At 73.0% G+C, this 15325-nt stretch carries 11 protein-coding genes; 3 read left to right on the forward strand and 8 right to left on the reverse strand.

The features are described from left to right. Nucleotides 1–95: 95 nt before the first annotated feature. Entirely contained in the window at nt 96–1568 is a 1473-nt protein-coding gene (locus tag ABD832_RS23850) for a CYTH and CHAD domain-containing protein (RefSeq protein ID WP_344900057.1), read from the reverse strand. A 311-nt stretch (nt 1569–1879) separates the two neighbouring features. Then, nucleotides 1880–2644 carry a trans-aconitate 2-methyltransferase gene (locus ABD832_RS23855; RefSeq protein WP_344899102.1) on the reverse strand — a complete coding sequence of 255 codons (765 nt, stop codon included), beginning with the start codon at nt 2642–2644 and terminating at the stop codon, nt 1880–1882. A 57-nt stretch (nt 2645–2701) separates the two neighbouring features. On the opposite strand from ABD832_RS23855, the gene ABD832_RS23860 reads away from it, so the two are divergent. Further along, nucleotides 2702–3253 carry a MarR family winged helix-turn-helix transcriptional regulator gene (locus ABD832_RS23860; protein ID WP_344899104.1) on the forward strand — a complete coding sequence of 184 codons (552 nt, stop codon included), beginning with the start codon at nt 2702–2704 and terminating at the stop codon, nt 3251–3253. Between the two features lie 178 nt (nt 3254–3431). On the opposite strand, the gene ABD832_RS23865 is transcribed toward ABD832_RS23860, so the two are convergent. From ABD832_RS23865 to rsmA, 3 genes are all read right to left on the reverse strand, one after another. Beyond that, nucleotides 3432–5243, reverse strand: coding sequence for an ABC-F family ATP-binding cassette domain-containing protein (locus ABD832_RS23865; protein WP_344899106.1), 1812 nt, complete (start codon nt 5241–5243; stop codon nt 3432–3434). A 77-nt stretch (nt 5244–5320) separates the two neighbouring features. Beyond that, nucleotides 5321–6223, reverse strand: coding sequence for a 4-(cytidine 5'-diphospho)-2-C-methyl-D-erythritol kinase (locus ABD832_RS23870; protein WP_344899108.1), 903 nt, complete (start codon nt 6221–6223; stop codon nt 5321–5323). Between the two features lie 102 nt (nt 6224–6325). Then, nucleotides 6326–7267 carry a 16S rRNA (adenine(1518)-N(6)/adenine(1519)-N(6))-dimethyltransferase RsmA gene (gene rsmA / locus ABD832_RS23875; RefSeq protein WP_344899110.1) on the reverse strand — a complete coding sequence of 314 codons (942 nt, stop codon included), beginning with the start codon at nt 7265–7267 and terminating at the stop codon, nt 6326–6328. Between the two features lie 225 nt (nt 7268–7492). Here rsmA and ABD832_RS23880 point away from each other — a divergent pair, with 225 nt between their 5' ends. Further along, nucleotides 7493–9652, forward strand: coding sequence for a serine/threonine-protein kinase (locus ABD832_RS23880; RefSeq protein ID WP_344899112.1), 2160 nt, complete (start codon nt 7493–7495; stop codon nt 9650–9652). Then, a complete protein-coding gene (locus ABD832_RS23885; protein WP_344899114.1) occupies nt 9649–11040 on the forward strand; it encodes a hypothetical protein in 1392 nt (463 codons plus the stop codon). The genes ABD832_RS23880 and ABD832_RS23885 overlap by 4 nt, the downstream gene beginning before the upstream one ends. Nucleotides 11041–11094: 54 nt before the next feature. On the opposite strand, the gene ABD832_RS23890 is transcribed toward ABD832_RS23885, so the two are convergent. The 3 genes from ABD832_RS23890 to ABD832_RS23900 all read right to left on the reverse strand — a co-directional run bounded on the left by ABD832_RS23890 (nt 11095) and on the right by ABD832_RS23900 (nt 15241). Continuing rightward, nucleotides 11095–11955, reverse strand: a complete 861-nt coding sequence (locus ABD832_RS23890; protein WP_344899116.1) for a TatD family hydrolase — start codon at nt 11953–11955, stop codon at nt 11095–11097. 106 nt (nt 11956–12061) lie between these two features. After that, nucleotides 12062–13843: a methionine--tRNA ligase gene (metG, locus tag ABD832_RS23895; protein WP_344899118.1), complete on the reverse strand. Its 1782-nt coding sequence runs from the start codon at nt 13841–13843 to the stop codon at nt 12062–12064. A 36-nt stretch (nt 13844–13879) separates the two neighbouring features. Continuing rightward, entirely contained in the window at nt 13880–15241 is a 1362-nt protein-coding gene (locus tag ABD832_RS23900) for a glycosyltransferase (protein ID WP_344899120.1), read from the reverse strand. Between the last annotated feature and the right edge of the window lie 84 nt (nt 15242–15325).

A 15325-nucleotide genomic window follows, 5' to 3' on the forward strand; every position in this document is an offset into this window, starting at 1 on the left:
CGTGCATCCCTGCATCCGTGCGACCGCGCGGCCATGCGTCCGCGCGGCCGGGCCTCGCCCGGGTCCCGCCCGGACGAGGTGGGCCGCGCGGGACGTCAGAGGAGTCTCGCCACGGCCTCGGTGGTCTCCTGCCAGACCCGGGGGAACTCCTCGCTGGCGCGCTCGGCCCGGGCCCGCTCCAGCCCGGTCAGCACGCCGTAGGTGAAGGTGTCCTCCCCGGCCCTCCGGGCGTTCTCGGCCTCGGCCGCCAGCCGTTCCTGGGCGACGACGCCGTCCATGTGGGTGCCCAGCACCTCCTGGACGGCTTCGGCCAGCTTGGCCAGCCTGGTCATGCCGATCACCTCGGCGGTGTAGCGGGCGCCCTTGGCGGCCTTGCGCACGTCGTGCATGGCGAGCTCGCGCTCGGTGATGTTCTCGATGGCCTGCGCGGTGGCGTAGGCGTCGGTGACCCTGCGCCAGCTCCTGGCGGCGACGCTCTCCAGGGTGTCCGCGGGCTTGTGGGCGGCCTTGGTGAGCACCGGGGTGGCGACCAGGTCGTCGAGGGCGTCGAGCAGGGCGAAGTAGCGCTCACCGCCGAGGACGTCCCTGATCCGGTCGAGGGCCTCGTGCTCCTCGTCCAGCAGGTCCGAGCTGAGCCGCGTCCCCACCGGTCCGACGATCAGGGAGCCCTCCAGCGCGCCGAGCCTGCCGGCGAACCGGTCGCGGATGACCTCCAGGTCGCGCGCCTCGCCGAGGACCGCGCCGAGCCACCGGAGCTCCTTCTGGACGGTCCCGGTCCCCTTGACGATCCCCTTGAACGACTTCAGCGCGCTGCGCAGCCGCCGGGCGGCGACGCGCATCTGGTGCACGGCGTCCTCCTCGGCCTTGCGGACCCGGGGGTCCTGCGCCAGCAGCGCGGCGACCTGGGTGCCGAGGTAGGCGAGCACGACCTGGCCCGCCGAGCCCGGCTCGGCCTCGGTACGGGGGTGCTCGGACAGCGCTCCGGCGGCACCGAGCAGGCGGGCGAGCTTGCTGGCCGAGTCGGCGGGGACGGCCCCGGCCTTGGTCAGCCGCCTGCCGACCTTCCTCAGCAGCTTCTCGTCACCCTCGATCAGCTCGGCCTCGACCTCGCGCCAGCGCTCGACGTGCGGGCTCTCCCCGAGCACGGTGCCCTTGACCCGGTCGTCGGCGATCTCGACCAGCCGTACGCCCGCGCCGTTGACCACCGTGGTGACGGCGCGGCGGGTGTCCAGCTCGGCGACGGCCACCAGCGGCGCGCCCCGCGTGTAGGCGAGCACCAGGTCCGCCAGCTCGGCAGGAACGATCTTGGTACTCCGGGTCAGCGGGTGGACGATCTCCTGGCGGACGCCCTTGGCCTTGGGGAGCTTGAGGTGCCAGCCGGGGTCGGTGCCTCCCCTGCGCCGGCGCAGGGTGATGCCCCGGGCGGCGAGCCGCAGATCGGGCGTGTCGAAGTAGAGGGCGACCAGCTGGTGGGTCTTGGGACCCACGACCTCGGTCGAGCCCGGAAGGCCGGTGAGGTCCGGCACCTCGTACTCCACAGGGACGTCGAACTTGTCCTCGATCTCCATTGCCACAGGTCATCCCCTGGATTCTCAGATGTCCGTACGCTTCGCGGTATTCATTGATGCCCCGTCATCCGCACAGGAACCCGAATCGGACGCATTCCCCCAGGGGTGACGGAAACCGAAACCGGGCCCACGGTTCTCGTGAGGACAGGAAACGGGCACGGTGAGCTGCGAGGGGATCGGCTTCCCGCGCACCGGCCGGACATCACGCGATCCCGTCCCGCGGGCGGGACCGGGCCCGGGGCGAGGGGCCTGGGCGAGAGGCCTGGGCGAGGAGCCGGGGCGGGGGTCGGGGCGGGGGCCGGACCCGTCCGTCACCTCTGGGCGACCACGAAGATCCTGCGGAAGGGGAAGACGGTGCCGTACGGCCCGGGAGGGTAGGCCGCGCGCAGGGACACGGCGCAGTCGGCCAGGAAGCGGGTCGACTCGTCGGGGTCCAGCCGGTCGAGCATGGGACGCAGGGCGGTCCCGGTGATCCAGCCGAGCACGGGGTCCTCGCCGGGGAGCACGTGCAGGTAGGTGGTCTCCCAGGCGTCCACCCGGCAGCCCAGGCCGGCCAGCAGGGCCAGGTAGCCCGCCGGGTCGTCGACCGGGGAGCCCGGGGCCAGGTCGCCCAGCCGGTCGCGCCAGGTGCTGCGGCACAGCTCGCGGACCACGGCGTGGCTGGGGGCGTCGAAGTTGCCGGGCACCTGGAAGGCGAGCCACCCCCCGGGTGCGAGCGCCTCCACCCAGCGCGCCAGCAGCTCGCGGTGCCCGGGCACCCAGTGCAGGACCGCGTTGGACACGATCACGTCCACCGGAGCGGACGGGCGCCACGAGGTGACGTCGTCCACCGAGAAGGTCAGGGAGTCCCCGGCCGGGGCTTTCGCGATCATGGCGGGCGAGGAGTCGAACCCGTGGACGCGGGCGCCCGGCCAGCGCCCGGCGAGCTCGGCGGTGAGCTCACCGGTGCCGCAGCCCGCGTCGACCACGCTGCCGGGGCCGGACGCGGCTATCCTGGACACAAGATCGAAGAAGGGCCGGGAGCGCTCGTCGGCGTAGCGGCCGTAAACCGTGGGATCCCACACATCTCTTGACATCAAGATGATTGATACCCGTCGGAATATCTCGATGTCAAGAGAGATAGACTCGGCGCCATGAGCCTGCACCACGCCGACCGTGACGCCGGGCCCGACGCCGGCACGAGGGACGAGGTCGACCTGCTGGTCGCCGCCTGGCGTCAGGAGCGGCCCGACCTCGACGTGGAGCCGCTCCAGGTGCTCAGCCGGGTCTCCCGGCTGGCCCGCCACCTCGACCGTGCCCGCCGGGCCGCCTTCGCCGAGCACGAGCTGGAGACCTGGGAGTTCGACGTGCTCACCGCCCTGCGCAGGGCCGGCGAGCCGTACGAGATGAGCCCGGGGGCGCTGCTGCGCGCGACGCTGGTGACGTCGGGGACCATGACCAACCGGATCGACCGGCTGGCCGCGGCCGGGCTGGTCAGGCGGCGCCCCGACCCCGAGGACCGGCGCGGCGTCCTGGTCTCGCTCACCGACGCCGGGCGAACCCGCGTGGACGGCGCCTTCGCCGACCTGCTCCGCCGCGAGCGCGAGCTCCTGTCGGGCCTGGGGGAACGCGAGCGGCAGGTCCTGTCGGACCTGTTGCGCACGCTGCTCGTCCCCTTCGATACGGGCGACTCCGGAACGCACTGAGCGCCGAGCGCACCGACCGCCCGGGACCCGCGATCGCGACGCCAGCCCGCAGCCCGGGAGCGCCGGGGTCCGGGGATCCGAGGACCCGGGAGCGCCGGGGACGCGGGAGGACCGAGGACGCGGGAGCGCCGGGGACGCGGGAGGGCCGGGAGCCCTGGGGGTCAGCGGACCCGGGGGCTCACTCGCCCAGGCGGTCGGCCAGCTCCAGCCACTCGCTCTCGATCGCGTCCTTCTCCGCGACGATCTCCTTCAGCTCGGCGTCCAGCGAGGCCAGCCGGCCGTAGTCGGCGGCCGCGTCGGCCATGGACGCGTGCAGCTTCGCCTCGCGGCCGTCCAGCTTCTGAAGCTGACGCTCCAGACGGGAGAGTTCCTTGCGGAGCTCGCGCTCGTCCCGCGCCGACAGGCCGGTGCCCGGATCCTTCGCCGCGGTGGCGGAGACCGCCGACGCCGTACCGGAGACCGCGCCCGAGGCCGCCCGCGCGGACACGGCCGCGCCCGAGGCCCGCCGGGCCAGGTACTCGTCCACCCCGCCCGGGAGCATCGACAGCCGGTGGTCGCCGAGCAGCGCCACGGTCTTGTCGGTGACCCGCTCCAGGAAGTACCGGTCGTGGCTCACCAGGATCAGCGTGCCCGGCCAGCCGTCGAGCAGGTCCTCCAGCTCGTTGAGCGTCTCGATGTCGAGGTCGTTGGTCGGCTCGTCGAGCAGCAGCACGTTGGGGTCGTCCATCAGCAGGCGGAGCAGCTGCAGACGACGGCGCTCGCCACCGGACAGGTCGCCGACGACCTTCCACTGCGCGTCGCCCTTGAAGCCGAGACGCTCCAGCAGCTGGGAGGCGGTCCACTCCTTCTTGCCGACCTGGATGAACTTGCGGACCTCCTCGACCGTCTCCAGCACCCGGCGCCCGGGGTCGAGCTCGCCGAGCTCCTGCGACAGGTGCGCCAGGCGGACCGTCTTGCCCTGCACCAGCTTCCCCGAGTCGGGCCGCACCGTACCGGCGAGCAGCCGCAGCAGGGAGGACTTGCCCGACCCGTTCACGCCGATCAGGCCGACCCGGTCACCGGGGCCGAACTGCCAGGTCGTGTGGTCCAGCACCAGCGGCCCCTGCCCCGGCCCGCCGGCGTGCAGGGTGACGTCCTCCAGGTCGTAGACCGTGCGGCCCAGCCGGGCCGCGGCGAACTTGACCAGCTCGACGCTCTCCCGCGCCGGGGGCTCGTCGGCGATCAGCGCCTGGGCGGCGTCGATGCGGAACTTGGGCTTGGAGGTACGGGCGGGCGGGCCCCGGCGGAGCCAGGCGATCTCCTTGCGCATCAGGTTCTGCCGGCGGGCCTCGGAGGCCGCGGCGACCCGGGCGCGCTCGGCCTTGGCCAGCACGTACGCGGCGTACCCGCCCTCGTAGCGCTCGACCGTGCCGTCCACGACCTCCCACGTCCTGGTGGAGACCGCGTCCAGGAACCACCGGTCGTGGGTGACGACCACCAGCGCGGTCCTGCACCCGGCCAGGTGCCGGGCCAGCCAGTCGATGGCCTCGATGTCGAGGTGGTTGGTGGGCTCGTCCAGGATGATGAGGTCGTGCTCGTCGATGAGCAGCTTGGCCAGGGCGGTGCGGCGCCGCTCACCGCCCGACAGGCTCCCCGCGAGCGCGGTCAGGTCGATGTCGCCGAGCAGGCTGGCCAGGATCTCGCGGATGCCCGCGTCACCGGCCCACTCGTGCTCGGACCTGTCGCCGAGGACGATGTCGCGCACCGGCCGGGCCGGATCGAGATCGTCCCCCTGGGAGAGCGACCCGACCTGGAGCCCCCGGTTGTGGGTGACCCGCCCGCTGTTGGGTTTGAGATCACCGGCTATCACCGAGATCAGGGTCGTCTTGCCACCGCCGTTGCGGCCGACCACACCGATGCGGTCACCCGCCTCGATGCCGAGGGAGACGTCGCTGAGCAGGGGCTTGGGACCGTAGGAGTGGGAGACCGACTCAAGATTGACCAGATTCATCGCCACACAAGCGTATCCGCTCCCGGCCGGCGCGACCCCCGCCGCGGACGCCGCCCGGCTCACCGGGCCGGGACGGCCTATCGCACCACCGGGCCGGGGACGGGACCGTGGGCGGTGATCACGTCGCGCGCCACGTCGGCCGCCTTCAGACAGGCGGCCAGCTCGCCCGCGTGCTCCGCCGACCCGGCCAGGAAGGCGCAGGTGGGACCGGACCCGGAGACCAGCGCGCCGAGGGCGCCGTGCTCGCGCCCGGCGGCCAGGGTGCGGGCCAGGGAGCCGCGGAGCCTCACCGCGGCGGGCTGCAGGTCGTTGCTGAGCCCGGCGCCGAGGGCCTCGGCGTCCCCGGAGCGGAGCGCGGCCAGCAGCGGCTCCGCGGCGCGGGGCCAGGCGACCTGCTCGCCGGTGGCCTGGCGCAGCCGGTCGCACTCGGCGTAGACCGTGGCGGTGGACAGGCCGCCCTCGGCCAGCGCGAACACCCAGTGGAAGGTGCCCGACACCTCCAGCGGGGTCAGCCGCTCCCCCCTGCCGGTGCCGACGGCCGTACCGCCGAGCAGGGCGAACGGGACGTCGCTGCCGATGTCGGCGGCGATCTCCATCAGGTCCTCCAGCGGCAGGCCCAGGCCCCACAGCTCGTTGCAGGCCACCAGGGCCGCGGCGGCGTCGGCGCTGCCTCCGGCCATGCCGCCCGCCACCGGGATCGCCTTGCGGATGACCAGGTTCACCCCGTACGAGCGGCCCGCGTGACCGGCCAGCGCGAGGGCTGCCCTGATCGCCAGGTTGTCGCCGTCCTCGGGCACCTGGTCGGCGGACTCGCCCTCCACCCGGACGCTCATCCCGGTCTCCGCGGTGGCCGTGACCTCGTCGAAGATCGAGACGGCGTGGAAGACGTTGACGAGGTCGTGGTAGCCGTCGTCCCGCAGCGGCCCGACGGCGAGCTGCAGGTTGACCTTCGCGGGCACGCGGACGGTCACGGAGTTCATGCGTCCCTCACGGAGGCTCGCTCACTGGTCACGACGACAAATCGTAACGGGCTCCTTCCGCGCTCACGCAGACGGATCGACAAATCACACTATGTACGGTCATCAAGAGGATGATCCAGACGGATCACCATCGGCCGCGTCGTCACCAGCGCCACCATCACCGGCACCCGCACCCGCACCGGCACCGCCACCCGCACCGGTGTCGCGGTTCTCGGCGATCCGCGCGAAGTCTTCCACGGTGAGCTGCTCGCCGCGCGCGGACGGGTCGATCCCGGCCGCCCGCAGCGCCCGCTCGGCGGCGGGGGCGCCGCCCGCCCAGGAGGCCAGGGCGGCGCGCAGTGTCTTGCGGCGCTGCGCGAAGGCCGCGTCCACCACCGCGAAGACCTCCTCGCGGGTGGCCACCGTGCTGGGCGGCTCCCGCCGGGTCATCGCGACCAGGCCGGAGTCGACGTTGGGAACCGGCCAGAAGACCGTACGGCCCACCGGACCGGCCCGGCGCACGTCGGCGTACCAGGCGGCCTTGACCGAGGGGATGCCGTAGACCTTGGAGCCGGGTGCGGCGGCCAGCCGGTCGGCGACCTCGGCCTGAACCATGATCAGGACCTTGCGCAGCGAGGGCTGCGTCTCCAGCAGGTGCAGCACCACAGGAACGGACACGTTGTAGGGCAGGTTGGCCACCAACGCGGTCGGCCGCTCCGCGGGCAGGTCCGCGGGCAGCACGCGCATGGCGTCGGCGAGCACCACGGTCAGGCGGTCGGCCAGCTCGGGCGCGTGCCCGCCGACGGTCAGCGGCAGCTGCCGGGCGAGGACGGGGTCGATCTCCACCGCGATGACCCGGCGGACCTCGGGGAGCAGCGCGAGCGTGAGCGATCCCAGCCCCGGGCCGACCTCGATGACGACGTCGTCGGGATCGAGCCCGGCGACCCGCACGATCTTTCGGACCGTGCCCCCGTCGATCACGAAGTTCTGGCCGAGCTTCTTCGTGGGGCGAATATTCAGCGTATCCGCCAAAGTACGTATTTCCGCTGGACCGAGGAGGCTCATGCTGGTTCCCCGCACGGCGCCACGGATCCGGCACCCGCCGGACCACCGTGCTCTCCCCGTCGTCCGTCTCGATCACCCAAGGTCGCTCTCCAATGCCATCCGACAAGTTTCCCGCACCGAAGCCCGTGCAAGAACGCGTGATGGAGCACGAGGGGTTCCGTTGTGGATAACGTTGCCCTACTCGGGACCAACGGCGAGGAAGGGACCCTTCCCGGTGAAGAGGACGTGAACCAGCCCGGTGTCGAAGGGCTGCGCCCCGCCGATCCCGAGCAGATCGGGAGCTACCGCCTTCTCGGCCGCCTGGGCGAGGGCGGAATGGGAACCGTCTACCTGGCGGTGGCCCCCGCGGGACGGCCGGTCGCGCTCAAGGTGGTGAAGGCCGAGTTCGCGATCGAGGAGGGCTTCGCCTCCCGCTTCCACGCGGAGGTGGAGAACGCCCGCCGGGTGGCCTCCTTCTGCACCGCGCAGGTGCTGGACAACGGCACCGCCGACGACGGCCGGCCGTACATGGTCACCGAGTACATCCCGGGCACGCCGCTCTCCCGCCAGATCTCCGAGCACGGCGCGCTGGAGGCCGGGACGCTGCACGGCGTGGCGCTGGGGGTGGCCGCGGCACTGGCCGCCATCCACGTCGCCGGGCTGGTCCACCGGGACCTCAAGCCGGCCAACGTGATCCTGTCCATGTCCGGCCCCCGGGTGATCGACTTCGGCATCGCCAGGGCACTGGACTCCACGCACAGCTTCACCCGTTCCGGTGAGGTGCTCGGCAGCCCGGGCTGGTGGGCCCCCGAGCAGGTCCGCGGCCTGGAGATCACCCCGGCCGCCGACGTCTTCGCCTGGGGCTGCATGGTCGCGTACGCGGGCAACGGCCGCCACCCCTACGGGCGGGGCGACCTGATGACGATGGCGACCCGGCTGCTCACCACCCCACCGGACCTGGGGGCGCTCCCGGCCCCGCTGAACGACCTGGTCCGGCTGGCGACCGCGATGGACCCCTACCGGCGGCCCAGCGCCCAGGACCTGCTGATCGCCCTGGTGGGGGGCCAGATCGCCGCTCCCTCGGCGCCGGTCCCGCTCCCGGCCGACCCGCCGACCCTGATCGCCACCGACCTGCTGAGCGAGTCGTGGCGGCCGCCCTCGAACGTGGAGCCCGACTCCACCCAGACCCTCAGCGCGCTGAACCTGGCCGAGGGGTTCGACGATCCGGCCACGGCGCCGACCCCCGTTCCCACCGGGTCGCGGGGACGCGGACCGGCACGTCCGGCCGACCCCGCGACACCGCCCCCGGCACCGCCCCCGGTGTCGACGGCCTCGTCGCCCTCGGCACCCTCGGTGGACTCCGCCGATCCCGCGCCGACCAGGGAGATCACCGGAACGGCGGGAGCCCCCGGCAGATCGGGGACCTTCGAGACCCCGGGAGGCCCGGGGACGCGGACGGATCCGGGGACACGGACGGACCCGGGCACGTGGACGGACCCGGCATCGGTGGCCGGCTCGCGTTCCGGCTCCCCCGAGGCGCCCGCACGCCCCTCCCCCGGCCCCTTCCCCCCGTTCGTATCGCCGTCGTCCTTCCCGCCGGGAGCCGATCCCGCGACCTCGCCCTCGCGCTCGCGCTCGTTCACCACCCCCCTGCCCGACCGGGGCGAGGACCGCGAGGAGAGCCGGAGGGCCACAACCCTGCCGCCGTCGTCGCCGTCGTCGCCGTCGTCCCCGTCGTCGCAGGGGTTCCAGGGGTTCCGGCCGCGTCCCCCCTCCGAGGCCGGGCCACCCGCGCCGCCCGCCCGGGAGCAGCCGCCCGCCCGGGAGGAGGAGTCCGCCAGGACCGCTCCCCGCAAGCGCTGGCTCTTCGCCGGGCTGGCCGCGCTCGCGGCACTGCTCGTCACGATCGTCGTGCTGCTGAACACCGGCGGGCCGGGCGCCGGATCGGACGGCACCGGATCGGACGGCACCGGATCGGACGGCGGGCCGACGAGCGCGCGGACCGGCAACCTCGCCGGTACCGGCGCCACCGACGTGGGCCGCAGCATCGCCGTCGGCTCCCCCGTCGAGGGTCTCCGGTTGATCATCCCGCGTTCCCCGACCTGCGGCCTGACCTCGTACCGGGAGACCTCCCCGGCCCGCGGGCACTTCTGCACGATCCCGTGGACGCTGGTCAACACCGGCGGGACGCCGGTCACGCTCGACGGTGCCCCGCCCATCGTCCTCGACGACCGCGGCGCGACCCATTCGCCCGCCGCAGTCTCGACCGTGCCGCCGTCCACCCTCCCCCCGGGAACCCGGGCGGACGGCGTCCTCGTGTACGACCTGCCGCCCTCCCGCAGGCCCGCCAGGCTGACCGGCGTGATCGTCGAGGGAGGCAACAGAACAGAGGTGAGGCTCTCGTGAGGCCGCTGCTCGCCGTCCTGGCCGCGACCGCGGTCGCCCTGTGGCCCGCCGGGGCTCCCCTGGCCGCCCGGACCCCCCTGAACGCCGCCTCGGCCTGCTCCGGGACGGGCACGGGCGACTTCGACGGCGACGGCGTGGACGACGTCGCGGTGGGCGACCCGTTCGCCGACCACCCCGGCGGGCTCGCGGGCGCCGGGGCCGTGCACGTGCTGTCCGGCCGCGAAAAAGACGGCAGGACCCTGGCCGCGCCCCGGCCCGGGGCCGGGGACGGTTTCGGCTGGTCGGTACGGCTGGCCGAACTCGACGCCGACGGCTGTGCCGACCTGCTGATCGGCGCGCCGTACACGGACGTGGAGGGCGTCAAGGACGCGGGAGCGGTCTACGTGGTCCGCGGCGGCCCGCAGGGCGGGACGGCCCGGCTGGTGGCCCCCGAGCCCGAGGCCGACGCGCACTTCGGCTGGTCCCTGACCTCCGGCGCGACGCTGGTGGCGGTGGGCGCCCCGCACGAGGACGCCGACGGCGTGGCCGACTCCGGCGCGGCCTACCTGTTCGACGCCTCCGCACCCGGCACGGGCAGGAGGATCTCCCAGCAGACCGAGGGCGTCTCGGGCAACGGCGAGGACGGGGACATGTTCGGCTGGTCGCTGGCGATCGGCAAGATGGGCGGCGAGCCGGGCGACCTCGACCTCGCGGTCGGGGCCCCGTTCGAGAACGACGACGGCGCGGGACAGCAGACGGGCGAGGGCAAGCTCGACTCGGGGTCGATCGCGGTCGTCTTCGACGTGGGCCGGGAGCGGGACGAGTACCGGAGCAGGAAATGGGACCTGCGCCAGGTCGTCGCCGCGGAGGCGGGCGACCGGTTCGGGTACGCGATGGCCTACGCCGAGCAGGGCGACGTCGGCTACCTGGCGGTGGGAGCCCCGCTCGGCGACGCCGACGGGGTGCAGAACTCCGGCATCGTCCAGCTCTTCCAGGCGTCGAGCTCCCTGGAGATCACCGCCTCGGCCACCTTCCACCAGGACACCGGAGCCGCCCCCGGGGAGGGGTACGGCTCCTCGCTGGCCCTCACCGCCGAGGGAGGCGTCCGGCTGGCCGTGGGCGTGCCCTTCGACGGCACCGACCGGCGTGGCGGCGTGCACCTGATGACGGTGGGCGACGGGACGCCGGGTCGCACGATCTCCCAGAGCGGGGCCGGTGACCACTTCGGCTGGTCGGTGGGCTTCAGCGGCAACCGGCTGGTCGTCGGCGCCCCCGACCGGGGAGGCTCGGGGGCGGTCGTCCTGCTGGGCCGTAACGACGCCGAGGGGGTCGTGCTCGCTCCGGGAACCGGCAGGGTCCCGCTCCTCGACGGCGCCGTTCCCGTCGAGTTCGGTGCCGGCGTGGGCTGACCCGCTTCCACGCCTCCCGCGCTTTCCGTACCGCCCCGGCTCCGGGACGGACGCTCACCAGGCGCCGAAGACGGTCTCCCCGTTGGCGTTGACGGCGGCGGCGAGGTCGGCGACGTCCATCCCCTTGACCTCGGCGAGGCAGCGCAGCGTGAGCGGGATGAGGTAGGGGGCGTTGGGCTTGCCCCGGTGCGGCGTGGGAGGCAGGTAGGGGGCGTCGGTCTCGACGAGGACGAGCTCCGCGGGCGCGACCCGCGCGGCCTCGCGCAGGTACCCGGCGTTCTTGTAGGTGACCGGCCCGGAGAACGACATGAAGTACCCGGCGGCGACGCACCGCTTCGCCATCTGGGCGTCCCCGGAGAAGCTGTGGAAGACCACGATCTCGGGGGCACCCTGCTCGGCCAGCACGCGCAGCACGTCGTCGTGGGCCTCGCGGTCGTGGATCACCAGGGCCTTGCCGGTCCGCCTGGCGATCTCGATGTGCGCCCGGAAGCTCGCGTGCTGGTCCTCCTTGGAGGCCCAGTCGCGGTAGTAGTCGAGCCCGGTCTCGCCCACCGCCCTGACGTGCGGCAGGCGGGCCAGCTCCTCGATCTCGGCGAGGGTCTCCGGCGTCGCGGAGTGCGCCTCGTTGGGGTGGACGGCCACCCCGGCGTAGACGTCGGCGTGCAGCGCCGCCGTCTCGGCGTTCCAGCGCGAGGAGGGCAGGTCGTAGCCGATCGTGACCAGCCGGCTCACCCCGACGGCGCGGGCCTCGTCCAGGATGCCCTCGACCCCGACCCGGGCCGCCTGCGCCGCCTGGGCGACCGGGTCCCCCGAGGACGCCCGGCGGTCGCCCACCATGATGTCCAGGTGGCAGTGGCTGTCGAACACCTCTACCGGCAGGGGTTCGGGGGCGGCGGGAAGCTTCGTGGCGCTCACGTCGTCCAACCTACCGAGAAGCCGGTACGGCCCGCGCCGGGCCCCGGCCACCGCGACGGCCCGCACCCGCGGGCACGGGCCGTCGCGACGGGCACGGGCCCGGCCGTCACTCCGCCAGGCGGGCCAGCTCCTCGTCGACGATCTTCGGGTCGAGCTTGGCGAACAGCGGGGTGGGAGGGGCCAGGGGGGAGCCCACCCGGATCGGCATCGACTCCCAGCGCGCGGCCCCCTCGTAGGACCCGGTGATGATCGGGTAGGTCCGGCCGTCGTCGTCGGTGACCTCGTGGATCTCCGGCATGCCCGACCAGACGCCGGTGCCGCCGAGCATCGCGTAGATCTTGTTCGACGAGTTGGGCAGCACCGGGGTCAGCAGGGTCTTGGCGTCGTCCACCACCTGCAGCGCCACGTGCAGGATGGTCTTCACCCGCTCGGGGTTGTCCTTGATCTTCCAGGGCTCCTGCTCGGCCAGGTACCTGTTGGCCTCCCGGATGACCTCGAACGCCTCGTTCGTCGCGTTCTTGAACCGGCAGTGCTGGAACTCGGCCGCGGCCTTGGGGAAGGCCCCGCGGCTGCGCTCCAGCATCGTCCGGTCGGCCGGGGTGAACTCGCCCGCCTCGGGGATGACCCCGAAGTTCTTGGCGGCCATCGAGATCGACCGGTTCACCAGGTTGCCCCAGGCGGCCACCAGCTCGCCGTTGTTGCGGTTGAGGAACTCCGACCAGGTGAAGTCGGTGTCCTGGTTCTCAGGACCGGCCACCGCGATGTAGTAGCGCAGCGCGTCGGCGTCGTAGCGCTCCAGGAAGTCGCGCACGTAGATGACGACCTGGCGGGAGGAGGAGAACTTGCGTCCCTCCATGGTCAGGAACTCGCTGGAGACCACCTCGGAGGGCAGGTTCAGCGCGCCGAGCGAGCCCGGCTCGCCCCCGCGGGCGGCCTGGCCGTTGTAGCCGAGCAGCATCGCCGGCCAGATCTCCGCGTGGAAGACGATGTTGTCCTTGCCCATGAAGTAGTACCCCAGGGCCTCGGGGTCCTGCCACCACGCGCGCCACGCCTCGGGGTCACCGGAGCGGCGGGCCCACTCGATGGAGGCGCTCAGGTAGCCCACGACCGCGTCGAACCAGACGTAGAGCCGCTTGTTGGCCTGATCGCTCCAGCCCTCCAGCGGGATCGGCACGCCCCAGTCGAGGTCGCGGCTGATCGCCCGGGGGTGCATGTCGCCGAGCATGTTGAGGGCGAACTTCAGCACGTTGGGCCGCCAGTCGCCCTCCTTGGAGCTCAGCCACGACGCCAGCACCTCGGCGAACGCGGGCAGGTCCAGCATGAAGTGCTCGGTCTCCACGAAGACCGGCGTCTCGCCGTTGACCTTGCTGACCGGGTTGATCAGCTGGACCGGGTCGAGCTGGTTGCCGCAGTTGTCGCACTGGTCGCCGCGGGCGCCGTCGTAGCCGCAGATCGGGCAGGTGCCCTCGATGTAACGGTCGGGCAGGGTGCGCCCGGTGGAGGGCGAGATGGCGCCCATGGTGGTCTGCGGGAAGATGTAGCCGTTGGCGTGGAGTCCCTTGAAGATCTCCTGCGCCACCGCGTAGTGGTTCTCCGTGGTGGTCCGGGTGAACAGGTCGTAGGAGAGACCCAGCGCCTGGAGATCCTCGACGATCACCCGGTTGTAGCGGTCCGCGAGCTCGCGGGCGGTGAGGCCTTCCTTGTCGGCCTGCACCTGGATCGGGGTGCCGTGCTCGTCGGTCCCGCTCACCATGAGGACCTTGTTGCCCGCCATCCGCTGGTAGCGGCTGAAGACGTCGGACGGCACGCCGAATCCGGAGACGTGCCCGATGTGGCGAGGGCCGTTGGCATAGGGCCAGGCGACCGCGGTCAGGATGTGCTGGGACATGGTGTCAAGCCTAAGGGACGCGGGCTCGGACCTCGCTCAGGTTTCCTCGCCCACCCGCCCGTCGGCGGTCTTGTGGTCCGCCGTGACGCCCGCCACCGGCACCGCTGCCGCGGGGACGTCGGCGGTGCCCACGGCACCGGCCGCGGAGGCGTCCAGCGGCGTCTGGGGCCCGCCCACGCTCACCGGGACGTCGGCCGGGTCGCCCGCCGCGGCCCGGCTGACGGCCTCGGCGGCCTCCTCGGCCGCGGAGGCGGCCACGTCGATGGGCGTCTCCTTGGTACGGCGGATGCCGAGGATGCTGATGAACAGGGCCGCGAAGATCGTCTGGAAGCTCACGATCAGCGCGGTGGCCGAGGGCACGACGAGGCGCAGCGACTCCGAGGGGATCAGCGGGCCGAAGCTGCGCGTCTGCCAGTGGACCAGCGAGGCGACCAGGCCCGCCAGGCCCGCCAGGGCCAGCAGGCCGCCGACCACGAGCCCCTTCTCCAGGGAGACGATGTCGACGAGCTTGCGCACCCGGGGGCTCTCCGGCAGGAAGCCCTCCTCGGCCGCGTACACCTTGGCGAACAGGGCGAACAGCACCGCCTGGAAGCCGATCACCACCATGGCGGAGGCACCGACCAGGGTGTCGACGTCGAAGGCGAGCTTGCCGATGTAGACCGGCCCGAAGGTCAGCGCGGCGCCCGCGACCAGGCCGAGGGTCATCACGACCAGGCCGGGGATGAAGAACAGCCAGCGCGGGCTGTAGAGCAGCAGGAAGCGCAGGTGGCGCCAGCCGTCCCGCCAGGAGCGCAGGTGCGGCGGGCGGGAGCGCCCGTCCGGCGAGAGCGTGGTGGGCACCTCGCGCACGTCCAGCCCGGACAGGGTGGAGCGGACCACCATCTCGCTGGCGAACTCCATGCCGCCGGTCTGCAGGCCGAGCCGCAGGATGGCGTCGCGCCGGAAACCGCGCAGGCCGCAGTGGAAGTCGCCGATCGCGCTGGGGAAGAACAACCGGCCGATGAAGGAGAGCACCGGGTTGCCCAGGTAGCGGTGCAGCGGGGGCATGGCGCCCGGCGCGATGCCGCCCTTGAACCGGTTGCCCATGACCAGGTCGGCACCGTCGCGGAGCTGCTCGACGAACGGCAGCAGCGCGGTGAAGTCGTAGGAGTCGTCGGCGTCGCCCATGATCACGTAACGGCCCCGGGCGGCGCGGATGCCGCCCATCAGCGCGTTGCCGTACCCCTTGGCGTCGACGTGCACGACGCGGGCACCGGCCTCGCGCGCGATTTGCTGGGAGCCGTCCGTGCTGCCGTTGTCGGCGATCAGGACCTCCCCGTCGATCCCGTGTTCCCGCATGCAGGCGAGCGCCTTGCGTACGCAGGTCTCCACGGTCTCCGCCTCGTTCAGACAAGGCATGACCACGGTAAGTTCCACGTCTCAACCCTTCACTCACGGCACAGCTCAATCTCACCATGATGCCCTCTGCGGCCGGGTGCCCGG

The sequence above is a fragment of the Streptosporangium longisporum genome (assembly GCF_039534895.1).
Taxonomy (GTDB): domain Bacteria; phylum Actinomycetota; class Actinomycetes; order Streptosporangiales; family Streptosporangiaceae; genus Streptosporangium; species Streptosporangium longisporum.

Bases quoted from the DNA above. Each gene is read 5' to 3' on its own strand.
- ABD832_RS23850 (WP_344900057.1), bottom strand. From the start codon at position 1,568: ATGGAGATCGAGGACAAGTTCGACGTCCCTGTGGAGTACGAGGTGCCG.
- ABD832_RS23855 (WP_344899102.1), bottom strand. From the start codon at position 2,644: ATGTCAAGAGATGTGTGGGATCCCACGGTTTACGGCCGCTACGCCGAC.
- ABD832_RS23860 (WP_344899104.1), top strand. From the start codon at position 2,702: ATGAGCCTGCACCACGCCGACCGTGACGCCGGGCCCGACGCCGGCACG.
- ABD832_RS23865 (WP_344899106.1), bottom strand. From the start codon at position 5,243: ATGAATCTGGTCAATCTTGAGTCGGTCTCCCACTCCTACGGTCCCAAG.
- ABD832_RS23870 (WP_344899108.1), bottom strand. From the start codon at position 6,223: ATGAACTCCGTGACCGTCCGCGTGCCCGCGAAGGTCAACCTGCAGCTC.
- rsmA (WP_344899110.1), bottom strand. From the start codon at position 7,267: ATGAGCCTCCTCGGTCCAGCGGAAATACGTACTTTGGCGGATACGCTG.
- metG (WP_344899118.1), bottom strand. From the start codon at position 13,843: ATGTCCCAGCACATCCTGACCGCGGTCGCCTGGCCCTATGCCAACGGC.
- ABD832_RS23900 (WP_344899120.1), bottom strand. From the start codon at position 15,241: ATGCCTTGTCTGAACGAGGCGGAGACCGTGGAGACCTGCGTACGCAAG.